Genomic DNA, 13,568 nt, shown 5'->3' on the forward strand with positions numbered 1-13,568 from the left:
CGCGTCACAGGGTGCGTTGCATGACGTAGTCGTGATGGGTCTGCGAGCCGACCTGGAACGTGCGCGTTCCCACGACCTCGAACTCGTTCTTGGCGTAGAACCGCCGGGCCCGAGAGTTCTGCTGGTTGACCCCCAGCCACAGCCCCCGGCAGCCGGCTGCCCGGGCATGCTCGACGACGGCAGCCATCAGGGCCGCCGCCACTCCGGTGCCGTGCTTGCCCGGCAGCACGTAGAGCTTGCTGATCTCGGTGGTGGGCAGCGCGGTCACGGCTTCACGGACTTCCGGGTCCGTCGGTTCGGCATCGACGGCCATGAGGTAGCCCACGATCTCGCCGCCGACGGTCGCCTTGAGCACGATGCGGGTCGGGTCGGTGAGGTACTCGCTGAACCGTTCCGCCGAGAGGGTGTCGTCGATGAATGCGGCGATGTCCTCCTGGGAGGCGTCGGCCGGGCAGGCCAGGGGGAACGTGGTGGCTGCGACATCGGCGATGGTCTCGGCATCCCAGATGCCGGCCTGCTCGACGGAGACGTTCGCGGTCGATTCCTCGAGTGACGGAGTGGACATGGGAACCAGTAGATCACTCGGCGGGGCACCGCGCCGACGGTCGGGGCAGGTATCCGTTCGACGTCCGGAAATGGCTGAACCCCAGCCTTGGATGGGGGGTCATGGCTGGGGTTCATTACCATCGGGGGGATGGCATCTCCGACAATACATGAGGAATCCCTCAGGTTCCAACCGGGGTGGTCACGGTTGGGTCACGGGCCGGCCGTCCGGGTGGTTGCCTTCCGCCGGGCAACGCTCTACTGTGGGCTCTCATGAAGCGCGTACTCGTAGTTCACCGCCGTAGCGGGGTCTGATTCGGACCGACCCCTCGCTGCGGGTCGTCGAGCTACCTGTCGGTCCTCCCTTCACGCGGAAGACCTCCTACGATGAACGCCTTCACCTCCACCGCTCCCCGCACCTCCTACGCCGCCGGCGACGCGGAGACCGCATACTCGGCGCCGATCGATCCGTTCGCCGCCCGCTACGGACGATCCCTGCCGCGCGAGTTGCGTGCCGAGGCGCTCGGCACGAGCTGGACCGAGTTCACCGCGACCTATGCACCGCACGGGCCGGTCCGTCTCGGTGGCTGGTCGGCCGGGGCTCCGTGCGCCGGTCGGCGGAACTTCGAGGCCACTTTCGGCGTGGGAGAGACCATCCACACGGCGGCGGCGACGGCCACCGGTCCGGTGGCCGCCATGACCGTCATGATGCACACCCTCGGGATGCCGCTCGAGATTCTCTCGTTCCACCAGTTCGACCTCGGCGACACCCACACGACATTCCTGCTGTGCGAGGCGGACGGGCGCCGGCTCTGGAGCATGGGTGCCGCGGCGAGCGGAACCGAATCGGCACTGCGCGCGATGATCGCGGGAGCCAACCGGCTGCACGCTTCCCGCTGAGGGGGCGGTGACACGACGAAGGCCCTCCCGACCGGGAGGGCCTTCGCCGTCGAGTGGTGTGGGCGACCGGGACCGGCGACCTCGTCCGGGTGGCACACCGGGGGGTGGAGCGGATGACGGGATTCGAACCCGCGACCCTCACCTTGGCAAGGTGATGCGCTACCAGCTGCGCTACATCCGCATGCGCACTCCCCGGCCCGAGGGACCGGGCGACGGAGTGCAGCGTGGAAAGGGTGGATCGTGGTGCGCGATACTGGGATCGAACCAGTGACCTCTTCCGTGTCAGGGAAGCGCTCTCCCGCTGAGCTAATCGCGCCGGGGGGTGGAGCGGATGACGGGATTCGAACCCGCGACCCTCACCTTGGCAAGGTGATGCGCTACCAGCTGCGCTACATCCGCATGCGCACTCCCCGACCCGGTGACCCGGGTCGAGAAGTGCAGGGTGAAACCTGGTCGATCATGGTGCGCGATACTGGGATTGAACCAGTGACCTCTTCCGTGTCAGGGAAGCGCTCTCCCGCTGAGCTAATCGCGCGAGGTGGAGACGGGAATCGAACCCGTGTGCACGGCTTTGCAGGCCGTTGCCTCACCACTCGGCCACTCCACCGTAAAAGGTCGAGTCCAACCTCTCGAGCGGATGACGGGATTCGAACCCGCGACCCTCACCTTGGCAAGGTGATGCGCTACCAGCTGCGCTACATCCGCATCGCACCGCCCGGCGCCGTGCTCTCCGTGGTGCGGTTGAGAACATTAGCCGACCATCGTCAGAACACACAAATCTGCAGGTGAGGGCATGGACGAGCCGTCCTGGTGGATCCTGCCCGGCCCGTTCCGGCGGCGGGTCGGGCCAGCGAGCGCCGGCTCGGCGATCCGTTCGGTGAGGGGCACGGAACTCGCGCCCCCTCGGGGCGCGGCATCCCGACGCGGTATCGAAAACACAGGCGACCAGGCGATTCGTGTTCATCCGATGGGCGTGTTAATGTTCCTTCTCGTTCGAGCCGCTGCGAAGCGGCCCGGTCCCGTGGCTCAGTGGAAGAGCGTCCCGTTCACACCGGGGAGGTCGCTGGTTCGATCCCAGCCGGGACCACAGCACCGACGAAGGGCACCCCACGGGGTGCCCTTCGTCGTTTCCGGGCCGGCGCGGTTCGCGTCCGGCCGGAACGTGTCGGCGACGGAGCGGCGGTGACCTGCGCGTTCACCGAACCGCGCTGCGCTGATGGCAGGATTGCGGTCGGTGTGAGGAGGATGCGACTGATGAGCGTCGCCGACAACAACTGGCCCCTGGTCGGGGCCACAGGAGCACGATTCGGATCGGCCGGCCGCCGGCGCAAGGATCACCCGGCACCCGGCGCCGCCGACCGCGGAGCGGCCACGCCCGCGGTGGACGCCCCGACCACGGGGACCTCCGCGGCCGTCGCCGTCCCCGCGTCGCAGCCGATGCCCGCGGTCCCGAGGCACACGGCGGCCACGAGGGAGGAAGAACCGATCGGGCAGCAGCCCTCCTTCGTCCGTCCCTTCGTGCGCAGCCAGGGCCGGACCCGCTCCGAGGTGGATCTCCCGCTCGAGGTCCTCGTCTCCGCCGTGAGCGACGCCGAGGGAACTGCGGGTCTCGAGGAGCACCGCACCATCCTGGCGCTGTGCGCCGAACCGCGGTCCATCATGGAGATCGCGGCCCTGGCCCGACTGCCTCTGGGCGTCGCACGTGTCCTGGTGGGAGATCTCGCCGCCACGGGAGAACTCACCGTCCACCGCACCGCCGACGGACTCGGACCCGACGCCCAGTTGCTGTCTCGGGTCCTCGGCGGCCTGCGTCGGCTCTAGCCCGCCCGACGCCCTGCGGTGCCCGGGTGAACTGCCGTTCCGGGTGGTGTCGATAGCATGGTCTGGTTGCCGGACGCGTGGCATACCCCGCGGCGTCGGCGGCACCCATCACCGGCACGAGCCCGAGGAGCCCACCACAGTGACGACGCCCGCATCCGTAGACCCCACCGTGCTCGTCCGGGTGCCCGCGGGGACCACTGCCGGTGCCGCCCTCCGGGAGGCGGGCCTGCCCAACAGCGGGCCCGACGCGGTCGTCGTGGTCCGCGACGAGGAGGGGCGGCTGCGGGACCTGTCGTGGACGCCGGAACAGGACACCCAGGTCGAGCCGGTCGCCGCCGCCACCGAGGACGGCCGCTCCGTCATCCGGCACTCCGCGGCACACGTCCTCGCCCAGGCGGTGCAGCAGGAGTTCCCCGAGGCCAAGCTCGGCATCGGTCCCCCGATCAAGGACGGCTTCTACTACGACTTCCAGGTCGACCGCCCCTTCACTCCCGAGGACCTGACGAAGCTCGAGAAGCGCATGAAGCAGATCGTCAAGGGGGCGCAGCGGTTCTCCCGCCGCGTCGTCGAGAGCCTGGACGACGCACGCGAGGAACTGAAGAACGAGCCGTTCAAGCTCGAGCTGATCAGCGAGAAGTCGGCCGGAAACAGCTCCCTGGACGAGGACCCCGAGATCATGGAGGTCGGCGGCAAGGAACTGACGATCTACGACAACCTCAATCCGCGCACCGGCGAGAAGATCTGGGCCGATCTGTGCCGCGGTCCGCACATCCCCACCACCAAGTACATCCCGGCGTTCAAGCTCACCCGCAGCTCCGCCGCCTATTGGCGCGGCGACCAGGACAATGCCGGTCTCCAGCGCATCTACGGCACCGCGTGGGAGTCCGCGGAGGCGCAGGAGCGCTACCTCGAGCTGCTCGCCGAGGCCGAGCGCCGTGATCACCGCAAGCTCGGCAACGAGCTCGACCTGTTCAGCTTCCCCGACGAGCTCGGCTCCGGCCTCCCGGTGTTCCACCCCAAGGGCGGCATCATCCGCCAGGAGATGGAGAACTACTCCCGCAAGCGGCATGTCGAGGCCGGCTACGAGTTCGTGTACTCCCCGCACATCACGAAGGGTCACCTCTACGAGGTGTCCGGCCATCTCGACTGGTACCGCGACGGCATGTTCCCCGCGATGCACATCGACGAGGAACTGGCCGAGGACGGCACCGTGCGCAAGCCGGGCCAGGACTACTACCTCAAGCCGATGAACTGCCCGATGCACAACCTCGTCTTCCGGTCCCGCGGCCGGTCCTACCGCGAGCTGCCGCTGCGGCTGTTCGAATTCGGCTCGGTGTACCGGTACGAGAAGTCCGGCGTCGTCCACGGTCTGACCCGGGTGCGTGGCATGACGCAGGACGACGCGCACATCTACTGCACCCGCGAGCAGATGCGCGACGAGCTGACCACGACCCTGAACTTCGTCCTCGACCTGCTCAAGGACTACGGCCTCGAGGACTACTACCTCGAGCTGTCGACGAAGAACCCCAAGAAGTTCGTCGGCGACGACGCCCTGTGGGAGGAGGCCACCGAGACCCTGCGCGAGGTCGGCGAGGCCTCCGGGCTCGATCTCGTGCCGGATCCGGGCGGTGCCGCCTTCTACGGCCCCAAGATCTCCGTCCAGGTTCAGGACGCGCTCGGGCGCAGCTGGCAGATGTCGACGATCCAGCTCGACTTCAACCTGCCCGAGCGATTCGAGCTCGAGTACACCGGCCCCGACGGCAGCAAGCACCGGCCGGTGATGATCCACCGGGCCCTGTTCGGTTCGATCGAGCGCTTCTTCGGCGTGCTCACCGAGCACTACGCGGGTGCCTTCCCGGCGTGGCTCGCCCCCGTCCAGGTCGTCGGGATTCCCGTCGCGGAGGCCTTCGAGGATCACCTGTTCGACGTCACCCGGCAGTTGAAGGCCGCCGGGGTGCGGGCCGAAGTCGACACCAGCGACGACCGGATGCAGAAGAAGATCCGCAACCACACCACGCAGAAGGTGCCGTTCATGCTGCTCGCGGGCGAGCGTGACGTCGCCGCCGGCGCGGTCAGCTTCCGGTTCCGCGACGGCACGCAGGTCAACGGGGTACCCGTGGCCGACGCGGTCCGTCTGGTGACCGAGTGGATCGAGCGGCGGGAGAACGCCTCGCCCACCGCGGAGCTCGTCGCTCCCGTCGACCGCGGCGGCGCCGCATGAGCGGGGAATGCTCCGACGACGCCCTCGTCGATCGGGGTGCCGGCGAACCCGATCACCTCCAGCGACTGTGGTCCCCGCACCGCATGTCGTACATCGCGGAGGCGCCCCGGTCCAAGGAGGCGCCCTACGAGCCCTTCACCGACATCCCGAAGATGCGGGACGAGGAGGGCCTCGTCGTCGCGCGCGGCGAGCACGTGTACGCGGTGCTCAACCTGTATCCCTACAACCCCGGCCATCTGATGGTCGTGCCGTACCGGCGGGTCGCCAACCTCGAGGACCTCACCCCCGAGGAGAGCACCGAGCTGATGTCGTTCGCGCAGCGGGCGATCCTGGTCATCAAGAGCGTCTCGCGGCCGCACGGCTTCAACGTGGGGCTCAACCTCGGGGCCGCCGCCGGGGGCTCACTCGCCGAGCACCTGCACCTGCACGTGGTGCCGCGGTGGGGTGGCGACGCCAACTTCATCACCGTTCTCGGCGGCGCCAAGGTCATGCCGCAGCTGCTGCGCGACACCCGCGCGTTGCTCGCTGCGGCCTGGAACGACTGACACCGGCCCGAACCGAACGCCGTCCCCGCGACTGTATGGTTGTCGCCGTTCGCAGGCATGGCAGGATCGTGTCCCGGACGCAACGATGTGACGAAAGACGGGGGTCGGTGGGATGCTCAGCTTCTTCGGGCGTGCGTCGGTGTCGAAGGTCACCGCGCCGCTCGGCAGGGCCCTGATCCGCACCGGCCTCACGCCGGACGCGGTGACACTGATCGGCACCGTCGCCACGATCGCCGCCGCCGTGACGCTGTTCCCGATGGGGCAGTTGTTCTGGGGTGCGATGGTGATCGGGCTGTTCGTGATGTTCGACATGCTCGACGGCGCCATGGCGCGGGCCCGAGGTGGCGGCACCCGCTTCGGCGCGGTCCTCGACGCCACCTGTGACCGGGTCGCCGACGGTGCGATCTTCGCCGGGCTCGCCTGGTGGGCGGTCTACGAGGAACAGAGCCGGCCGCTGCTGGTCGCCACCCTCATCTGCCTCGTCACCTCCCAGGTCATCTCCTATGCCAAGGCCCGCGCGGAAGCGAGCGGCCTGTCCGCCGACGGCGGCTTGATCGAACGTCCCGACCGGCTCGTCATCGTCCTGGTCGGCGCCGGCTTCACCGGGCTCGGCCTGTGGTGGGCGATCCACGCCGCAATGTGGCTGCTCGCCGCCGGTTCGGTGATCACCGTGTTCCAGCGGGTGCTCGCGGTGCGGCGCTCCCCGGAGGCCCGCGAGCTGCTGCCCCTGCCGTCGTCGACTCCGGCCGACGGAGAACCGTCGTCGGCACCGGCGGACGGAGACGCCCGATGAGCGTGACGGAACGCGCCTCCGACCTCGGCTACGCCGCGGGATGGCGGCTCGTGCGGGCGCTGCCCGAGTCCACTGCGCGCCGGCTGTTCGACGTCGGGGCCGAATACGCCGCCCGTCGCGGCGCCGGCCCGCAGCAGTTGCGCCGCAACCTGGCCCGCGTCCTGGGTGTGCCCGCGGCGCAGGTCCCGGACGAGCTGATCCGACAGTCCCTGCGGTCCTACGCCCGGTACTGGCGGGAGGCGTTCCGGCTGCCCTCCATGGACCTCGCCGCGACGGCTGCGGCACTCGACGACGCCGTCGAGGGCCGCGAACACATCGAACAGGCCCTGGCAACCGGGCGCGGTGCAATTCTCGCCCTGCCGCACAGCGGGAACTGGGACATGGCCGGTGTGTGGTGCACGCAGACCTACGGCGGACTGTCCACGGTGGCCGAACGCCTGCGCCCGGAATCGCTCTACCAGCGGTTCGTCGCGTACCGCGAAAGCCTCGGCTTCGAGATCTTCCCCCTCAGCGGCGGTGAGACCCCGCCGTTCGACCGGCTCGAGACCCGGTTGCGCGAGAACCGGATCGTCTGCCTGCTCGGCGAACGCGACCTGGCCCGCAGGGGCGTGCCGGTCACGTTCTTCGGTGAGCCCACCCGCATGCCCGCCGGCCCGGCGAAGCTGGCCGTCGAGACCGGGGCGCCCCTGCTGCCGGTGCACTGCTGGTTCACCGACGACGGCTGGGGTTTCCGGGTCCATCCCGAGATCGACGTCACCGGCGGGATCGGACCGGCGACCCAGGCGCTGGCCGACTGCTTCGCCGCGGACATCGCCGAACACCCGGCGGACTGGCACATGCTGCAACCGCTCTGGCTCGACGACCTCTCCGAGGCCCGCCTGGCCCGGATGGAGGCGCGGTGAAGATCGGCATGGTGTGCCCGTACTCGTTCGACGTACCGGGCGGGGTGCAGGCGCACGTCGTGGACCTGGCGACCGTGCTCATCGAACGCGGCCACCGGGTCAGTGTCCTCGCTCCGGCATCCGACCGCACGGAACTGCCCGACTTCGTCGTCTCCGCCGGACGCGCCGTCGCCATCCCCTACAACGGGTCCGTGGCACGTCTGAGCTTCGGCCCCGTGTCCTACGCGCGGGTCCGGCGATGGATCAACGACAACGACTTCGACGTCCTGCACATCCACGAGCCCAACGCCCCGAGCCTGTCGATGCTCGCCCTGAAGATCGCGGAAGGGCCCATCGTCGCGACCTTCCACACCTCGACGACCAAGTCGCTGGTACTGAGCACGTTCCAAGGTGTGCTGCAGCCGTATCTCGAGAAGATCAGCGGCCGCATCGCCGTGTCCGAGCTCGCCCGCCGCTGGCAGGTGACCTCCCTCGGCTCCGACGCCGTGGAGATCCCCAACGGAGTCGACGTGTCGTCGTTCGCGCACGCCCCCGCGTTGCCCGGGTATCCCCGCGCCGGCCGCACCGTGCTGTTCCTCGGCCGGTACGACGAACCGCGTAAGGGCATGGGGGTGCTGCTCGGCGCGCTGCCCCTGCTCGTCGAGCACTACCCGGACCTGCAGGTCCTCGTGGTCGGCCGCGGGGACGAGGAACGGCTGCGCAAGGAGGCCGGACCGCACGCACGGCACCTGCGGCTGCTCGGCCAGGTGTCCGACGCGGAGAAGGCCTCGGCCATGCGCAGCGCCGACGTCTACTGCGCCCCCAACCTCGGTGGGGAGAGCTTCGGCATCGTGCTCGTGGAGGCGATGGCCGCCGGTACCGCGGTAGTGGCCAGCGAACTCGACGCGTTCCGCCGGGTGCTGCGCGACGGCCGCGCCGGCGTACTCGTCCCGGTGGGCGACTCGGCGGCGCTCGCCGCTTCGATCCGCGGCCTGCTCGACGACGCAGCCCGGCGCCGCGCCCTCGTGGAGGCGGCGAACGAGATCGTCGGCGCGTACGACTGGCCGGTGGTGGCCGAGCAGATCCTGCGCGTATACGAGACCGTCACGGTCGGGGCCGGGCCGGTCCGCGAGGTCCGGTCGTGACATGCAGCCGGGCGACGCCGCCGCGTGAGGGGAGTGAGACGTGACGCTGTCCGCGCTGACCGTACTCGTCCTCGCGCTGGTCACCGCGCTCGTCGTCGCGCTCGGGCTGTGGGCGTACGGCACGGCCAACCGGCTGGACCGGCTGCACGTGCGGTCGGACCTCTCCTGGCAGGCGCTCGACGCCGCCCTGGCTCGCCGCGCCGTGGTGGTGCGCGGGATCGCGGCCTCCGTCCCGGTCGCCGAAGGCCGCCGGCTGGCCGCCCTGGCCGACCGTGCCGAGCGGGCGGACCGTGCCGAACGGGAGTCGGCGGAGAACACGCTCTCGGCCGCCGTGGCCGCGGTCGACACCGAGCGGCTCCGACCGCAGCTGGTGGCCGAACTCGCCGACGCCGAGGCGCGGGTGCTGATCGCCCGCCGATTCCACAACGACGCCGTCCGCGACACCCTGGCATTGCGTGCCCGCCGTCCGGTCCGGTGGCTGCACCTCGGTGGCACGGCGCCGTTGCCCACCTACTTCGAGATCACCGAGCGCACCGGCCCGGCTGCCGCGACGGGCCTGTCGCTCGACGAGACGCGCACCTCGGCGCGGGTCGTGCTGTTCGACCACGAGGGGCGGGTGTTGCTGCTGCGCGGCCACGACCCGACCACGCCTGACGTGCACTTCTGGTTCACCGTCGGCGGCGCCGTCGAGGTGGGGGAGACGTTGCGCGCGGCCGCGGCCCGCGAGGTGGGGGAGGAGACCGGTCTGCCGGTCGCGCCCGGGCAACTGTGCGGACCCCTGTGGCGCCGAGTGGCGGTATTCCCCTTCAACGGGGAACTCATCCGTTCGGAGGAGCTGTTCTTCGCCCTGCAGACGCCCGCCTTCGAACCGGGGAGCAGCGGATTCACGGACCTCGAGCGCCGCATGAGCCTCGAACACCGTTGGTTCGCCGAGAACGAGATCCGGGACCTGCAGCGACGCGGGGAGGCCGTGTACCCGCAGGATCTCGCCGATCTGCTGGGCGAGGCGCGTGACGTCGCCGTACGCCGCGTGGAACCGGAGGTTCGTGCCATCCGGTGAGCTGCGGCGCTCGAGGCAGGCCGTGTCGATGCCCGCGAGGCAGGCCGTGTCGATGCCCGCGAGGCAGGCCAGGGCCTCGCGACTGGCTATGGGACGGCCGTCCGGCCGCACCTAGAATCGGGAGCGGCGTCGTGACGTGCCCGAATCCGTCCGCCGCGCCAGTCTCTGCAGGCCATACCCCAGGAGTTTGTTGCTGTGAGCAGCCCCGAGTCCGTCCCCACCACCGGTACCGCCCGCGTCAAGCGCGGCATGGCCGAGATGCTCAAGGGCGGCGTGATCATGGACGTGGTCACCCCCGAGCAGGCGAAGATCGCCGAGGACGCGGGTGCCGTCGCCGTCATGGCGCTCGAGCGCGTCCCCGCCGACATCCGCGCCCAGGGAGGCGTGTCCCGCATGTCCGACCCGGACATGATCGAAGGCATCATCGAGGCCGTGTCCATCCCCGTGATGGCCAAGGCGCGTATCGGTCACTTCGTCGAGGCGCAGATCCTGCAGGCCCTCGGCGTGGACTACATCGACGAGTCGGAGGTGCTCACTCCCGCCGACTACGAGAACCACATCGACAAGTTCGCGTTCACCGTGCCGTTCGTGTGCGGCGCCACCAACCTCGGTGAAGCGCTGCGCCGGATCAACGAGGGCGCGGCGATGATCCGTTCCAAGGGTGAGGCCGGCACCGGCGACGTCTCCAACGCCACCACCCACATGCGGAAGATCCGGCAGGAGATCCGGCGGTTGACCTCCCTGCCGGAGGACGAGCTGTACGTCGCGGCCAAGGAACTGCAGGCCCCGTACGACCTGGTCGTCGAGGTCGCCCAGGCCGGCAAGCTGCCGGTGACCCTGTTCACGGCCGGGGGCATCGCCACCCCGGCGGACGCGGCGATGATGATGCAGCTCGGCGCCGAGGGCGTGTTCGTCGGTTCGGGCATCTTCAAGTCCGGCAACCCGGCCGAGCGTGCCGCCGCGATCGTCAAGGCCACCACCTTCTACGACGACCCGGGCGTGCTCGCGAAGGTCTCGCGCGGCCTGGGCGAGGCCATGGTCGGCATCAACGTCGACGACATCCCGGTGCCGCACCGCCTCGCCGAGCGAGGCTGGTGACCCGCACGACCGCCGGCTTTCCCGGGTGCGACGGGAGCCTCCACCGTGTCGGAGGCTCCCGTCGCTCCGTTCCGGGCACCTGCCGCTAGCCTGTCGCAGGACTGGGAAGGAGCCCGCATGGCGAAGATCGAGGAGATCCTGGCGCTCGAACATCTCGAGAAGAACATCTTCCGGGGCGTGGCGACGGAGACGTCGCTGCAACGCACCTTCGGGGGCCAGGTCGCCGGGCAGGCGCTGGTGTCCGCGGTGCGCACCGTCGATCCGGCGTACTCGGTGCATTCGTTGCACGGATACTTCGTCCGTCCCGGTAACCCGGCGAAGCCGATCGTGTATCTCGTCGACCCGATCCGCGACGGCCGGTCGTTCGGCACCCGGCGGGTGACTGCCGTTCAGGACGGGCAGGCGATCTTCACCATGTCCGCATCGTTCCACGTCCAGGACGAGGGCATCGAGCACCAGGACGAGATGCCCCCGGTGCCGGATCCCGAGGAACTCTCCGGCCTCGCGGACTCGGAGGACCCCGGAAACGAGTGGGCCAGGCGGGAATGGCCCGAGTGGGACCTGCGGCGGGTGCCGGAGGACCGCATCTTCCGGCGCACCGGCATCGTGTCCCAGCAGCAGGTGTGGTTCCGGGTCCGGGACCCGCTCCCGGACGACAACGTGCTGCACGTGTGCACCCTGGCGTACATGAGCGACATGACGTTGCTCGGTTCCGCGAGCGTCGCGCATCCCGACGAGAAGACCCAGGGCGCCTCCCTCGACCACGCCATGTGGTTCCTGCGCTCCTTCCGCGCCGACGACTGGTTGCTGTACGACCAGACCTCCCCGTCGGCCGGCTTCGGGCGGGCCCTGACACAGGGACGCATCTTCGACCGGAACGGGCGCATGGTCGCCGCGGTGGTACAAGAGGGATTGACCCGCTACCTGCGTTGATGAGCGGGTGCCCGGTTCCCGGTCCGTGAGCCGGGGCACCTCGGCCCGGCTGCTAGCGTGGACGTCCAGGTTCCGGGCGGGCGTTGCCCGTCCCCGACAGAACAGGCGACAGTGGAAAGTTCTCCGACCATCGGCGTGCTCGCTCTCCAAGGCGACGTCCGCGAGCACCTGACCGCACTCGAAGCGGCCGGCGCCCGCGCGATCGGCGTGCGCCGGCCCGGCGAGCTCGACGCCGTCGACGGCCTGGTGATCCCCGGTGGGGAGTCCACCACCATGAGCCGGCTGTTGCAGGTGTTCGACCTCCTCGAGCCGCTGCGTGCGCGCCTGAAGGCCGGGCTGCCCGCGTACGGATCCTGCGCCGGGATGATCCTGCTCGCCTCGCAGGTCCTCGACACCCGTCCGGACGCCGAGCATCTCGACGCCCTCGACATCACGGTCCGACGCAACGCCTTCGGTCGCCAGGTCGACTCGTTCGAGGCCGACCTCACCGTCGCGGGCATCGAGGGCGACCCGGTGCGTGCGGTGTTCATCCGGGCCCCCTGGGTGGAAGAGGTCGGCCCCGGCGTGGAAGTTCTGGCCACCGTCCCGGAGGGGCCGGCCGCCGGACGGGTCGTCGCCGTGCGCCAGGGCGCCGTGATGGCGACGTCGTTCCACCCGGAGGTCACCGGTGACCTCCGGGTGCACCGGCTGTTCGTCGACACCGTCCGTTCGGGGTCACTGCTCGCGGAGTAGAATCGACCCTCCGAACCAGTCGGACCCGGTCCGACCTCACCTCGCCGGAAGGGGCTCCAATCGAATGAGCGGCCACTCCAAATGGGCCACCACCAAGCACAAGAAGGCGGCCATCGACGCCAAGCGCGGCAAGATGTTCGCGAAGCTGATCAAGAACATCGAGGTGGCGGCCCGGACCGGCGGTGGTGACCCGGCGGGCAATCCGACGCTGTACGACGCCATCCAGAAGGCGAAGAAGAGCTCGGTCCCCAACGACAACATCGAGCGGGCCCGCAAGCGTGGCGCCGGTGAGGAAGCCGGCGGCGCGGACTGGCAGACGATCACCTACGAGGGCTACGGCCCCAGTGGCGTCGCCGTCCTCATCGAGTGCCTCACCGACAACCGCAACCGCGCGGCGGGCGAGGTCCGCACCGCGATGACCCGCAACGGCGGCAACATGGCCGACCCCGGTTCGGTGTCGTACCTGTTCACCCGCAAGGGTGTCGTCGTGCTCGAGAAGAACGGCCGCACCGAGGACGAGATTCTCGAGGTGGTGCTCGAGGCCGGTGCCGAGGAGATCAACGACCTCGGCGACAGCTTCGAGATCGTCTCCGAGGCGGGCGACCTCATCGCCGTGCGCACCGCGCTCGTCGAGGCGGGAATCGACTACGAATCGGCCGATCCGGACTTCCGGGCCTCGGTCGAGGTGCCCGTCGACGCGGAGAGCGCCCGCAAGGTGTTCAAGCTCGTCGACGCGCTCGAGGATTCCGATGACGTGCAGAACGTCTACACCAACGTCGACGTCTCCGACGAGGTCCTCGCCGAACTCGACGCCTGAGTCGGACGGCTCCCGGCCGGGGCTGCGTGTCGGTACCGCGACGCGCCGCCCCGGCCGCTATGCTCTCGAACAATTGTTC

Annotated in this window: 13 protein-coding genes and 7 tRNA genes; 13 read left to right on the forward strand and 7 right to left on the reverse strand. The window is 69.8% G+C overall.

The genetic code is table 11. The annotated features are described in order from the left end of the window. Nucleotides 1-4: 4 nt before the first annotated feature. Nucleotides 5-565 carry a GNAT family N-acetyltransferase gene (locus ACWPQI_RS10930; protein ID WP_010592557.1) on the reverse strand — a complete coding sequence of 187 codons (561 nt, stop codon included), beginning with the start codon at nucleotides 563-565 and terminating at the stop codon, nucleotides 5-7. A gap of 365 nt (nucleotides 566-930) precedes the next feature. Between ACWPQI_RS10930 and ACWPQI_RS10935 the strand changes: the two genes are divergently transcribed. Then, nucleotides 931-1,443 (forward strand): 2-isopropylmalate synthase, encoded by a 513-nt coding sequence (locus tag ACWPQI_RS10935; protein ID WP_102030738.1) that lies wholly within the window; start codon nucleotides 931-933, stop codon nucleotides 1,441-1,443. Between the two features lie 105 nt (nucleotides 1,444-1,548). Here the strand turns inward: ACWPQI_RS10935 and ACWPQI_RS10940 are convergent. The 6 genes from ACWPQI_RS10940 to ACWPQI_RS10965 form a co-directional block, all read right to left on the reverse strand. Then, nucleotides 1,549-1,624, reverse strand: a tRNA-Gly gene (locus tag ACWPQI_RS10940). Between the two features lie 60 nt (nucleotides 1,625-1,684). After that, a tRNA-Val gene (locus tag ACWPQI_RS10945) sits at nucleotides 1,685-1,759 on the reverse strand. A 7-nt stretch (nucleotides 1,760-1,766) separates the two neighbouring features. Further along, nucleotides 1,767-1,842, reverse strand: a tRNA-Gly gene (locus tag ACWPQI_RS10950). A gap of 61 nt (nucleotides 1,843-1,903) precedes the next feature. Beyond that, nucleotides 1,904-1,978: transfer RNA gene (locus tag ACWPQI_RS10955), tRNA-Val, on the reverse strand. Nucleotide 1,979: 1 nt separating this feature from the next. After that, a tRNA-Cys gene (locus ACWPQI_RS10960) sits at nucleotides 1,980-2,050 on the reverse strand. Nucleotides 2,051-2,075: 25 nt separating this feature from the next. Then, nucleotides 2,076-2,148 (reverse strand) — tRNA-Gly (locus tag ACWPQI_RS10965). A gap of 310 nt (nucleotides 2,149-2,458) precedes the next feature. On the opposite strand from ACWPQI_RS10965, the gene ACWPQI_RS10970 reads away from it, so the two are divergent. From ACWPQI_RS10970 to ACWPQI_RS11025, 12 genes are all read left to right on the forward strand, one after another. Beyond that, a tRNA-Val gene (locus tag ACWPQI_RS10970) sits at nucleotides 2,459-2,530 on the forward strand. Nucleotides 2,531-2,697: 167 nt separating this feature from the next. Next, nucleotides 2,698-3,264, forward strand: a complete 567-nt coding sequence (locus tag ACWPQI_RS10975; RefSeq protein WP_010596833.1) for a DUF742 domain-containing protein — start codon at nucleotides 2,698-2,700, stop codon at nucleotides 3,262-3,264. A 139-nt stretch (nucleotides 3,265-3,403) separates the two neighbouring features. After that, a complete protein-coding gene (gene thrS, locus ACWPQI_RS10980) occupies nucleotides 3,404-5,485 on the forward strand; it encodes a threonine--tRNA ligase (protein WP_010596834.1) in 2,082 nt (693 codons plus the stop codon). After that, nucleotides 5,482-6,030 carry an ATP adenylyltransferase gene (locus ACWPQI_RS10985; RefSeq protein ID WP_059174616.1) on the forward strand — a complete coding sequence of 183 codons (549 nt, stop codon included), beginning with the start codon at nucleotides 5,482-5,484 and terminating at the stop codon, nucleotides 6,028-6,030. The genes thrS and ACWPQI_RS10985 overlap by 4 nt, the downstream gene beginning before the upstream one ends. Before the next feature lie 112 nt (nucleotides 6,031-6,142). Next, nucleotides 6,143-6,823, forward strand: a complete 681-nt coding sequence (pgsA, locus tag ACWPQI_RS10990; protein WP_140188563.1) for a phosphatidylinositol phosphate synthase — start codon at nucleotides 6,143-6,145, stop codon at nucleotides 6,821-6,823. Further along, a complete protein-coding gene (locus tag ACWPQI_RS10995) occupies nucleotides 6,820-7,725 on the forward strand; it encodes a phosphatidylinositol mannoside acyltransferase (RefSeq protein ID WP_010596837.1) in 906 nt (301 codons plus the stop codon). Before pgsA ends, ACWPQI_RS10995 begins: the two co-directional genes overlap by 4 nt. Beyond that, nucleotides 7,722-8,849 carry a glycosyltransferase family 4 protein gene (locus tag ACWPQI_RS11000; RefSeq protein ID WP_010596838.1) on the forward strand — a complete coding sequence of 376 codons (1,128 nt, stop codon included), beginning with the start codon at nucleotides 7,722-7,724 and terminating at the stop codon, nucleotides 8,847-8,849. The genes ACWPQI_RS10995 and ACWPQI_RS11000 overlap by 4 nt, the downstream gene beginning before the upstream one ends. A 40-nt stretch (nucleotides 8,850-8,889) precedes the next feature. Then, the gene (locus ACWPQI_RS11005) at nucleotides 8,890-9,909 is read left to right on the forward strand and encodes an NUDIX hydrolase (RefSeq protein WP_010596839.1); all 1,020 of its coding nucleotides are present in this window, start codon (nucleotides 8,890-8,892) and stop codon (nucleotides 9,907-9,909) included. 249 nt (nucleotides 9,910-10,158) lie between these two features. After that, complete coding sequence (gene pdxS / locus ACWPQI_RS11010; RefSeq protein ID WP_225223269.1) at nucleotides 10,159-11,007, forward strand: pyridoxal 5'-phosphate synthase lyase subunit PdxS; 849 nt, start codon at nucleotides 10,159-10,161, stop codon at nucleotides 11,005-11,007. 117 nt (nucleotides 11,008-11,124) lie between these two features. Then, nucleotides 11,125-11,940 carry an acyl-CoA thioesterase gene (locus tag ACWPQI_RS11015; RefSeq protein WP_010596841.1) on the forward strand — a complete coding sequence of 272 codons (816 nt, stop codon included), beginning with the start codon at nucleotides 11,125-11,127 and terminating at the stop codon, nucleotides 11,938-11,940. A 111-nt stretch (nucleotides 11,941-12,051) separates the two neighbouring features. Beyond that, on the forward strand, nucleotides 12,052-12,672 hold the full coding sequence (pdxT, locus tag ACWPQI_RS11020; RefSeq protein ID WP_026137913.1) for a pyridoxal 5'-phosphate synthase glutaminase subunit PdxT: 621 nt from the start codon (nucleotides 12,052-12,054) through the stop codon (nucleotides 12,670-12,672). Between the two features lie 64 nt (nucleotides 12,673-12,736). Further along, complete coding sequence (locus tag ACWPQI_RS11025) at nucleotides 12,737-13,489, forward strand: YebC/PmpR family DNA-binding transcriptional regulator (RefSeq protein WP_010596843.1); 753 nt, start codon at nucleotides 12,737-12,739, stop codon at nucleotides 13,487-13,489. The last annotated feature ends 79 nt before the right edge of the window (nucleotides 13,490-13,568 follow it).

The organism is Rhodococcus sp. LMD (assembly GCF_056108245.1).

What these genes read in the sequence shown, in the direction of transcription:
- ACWPQI_RS10930 (WP_010592557.1), bottom strand. Translation starts at nt 565, where the DNA reads ATGTCCACTCCGTCACTCGAGGAATCGACCGCGAACGTCTCCGTCGAG.
- ACWPQI_RS10935 (WP_102030738.1), top strand. Translation starts at nt 931, where the DNA reads ATGAACGCCTTCACCTCCACCGCTCCCCGCACCTCCTACGCCGCCGGC.
- ACWPQI_RS10975 (WP_010596833.1), top strand. Translation starts at nt 2,698, where the DNA reads ATGAGCGTCGCCGACAACAACTGGCCCCTGGTCGGGGCCACAGGAGCA.
- ACWPQI_RS10985 (WP_059174616.1), top strand. Translation starts at nt 5,482, where the DNA reads ATGAGCGGGGAATGCTCCGACGACGCCCTCGTCGATCGGGGTGCCGGC.
- pgsA (WP_140188563.1), top strand. Translation starts at nt 6,143, where the DNA reads ATGCTCAGCTTCTTCGGGCGTGCGTCGGTGTCGAAGGTCACCGCGCCG.
- ACWPQI_RS10995 (WP_010596837.1), top strand. Translation starts at nt 6,820, where the DNA reads ATGAGCGTGACGGAACGCGCCTCCGACCTCGGCTACGCCGCGGGATGG.
- pdxS (WP_225223269.1), top strand. Translation starts at nt 10,159, where the DNA reads ATGGCCGAGATGCTCAAGGGCGGCGTGATCATGGACGTGGTCACCCCC.
- ACWPQI_RS11015 (WP_010596841.1), top strand. Translation starts at nt 11,125, where the DNA reads ATGGCGAAGATCGAGGAGATCCTGGCGCTCGAACATCTCGAGAAGAAC.
- ACWPQI_RS11025 (WP_010596843.1), top strand. Translation starts at nt 12,737, where the DNA reads ATGAGCGGCCACTCCAAATGGGCCACCACCAAGCACAAGAAGGCGGCC.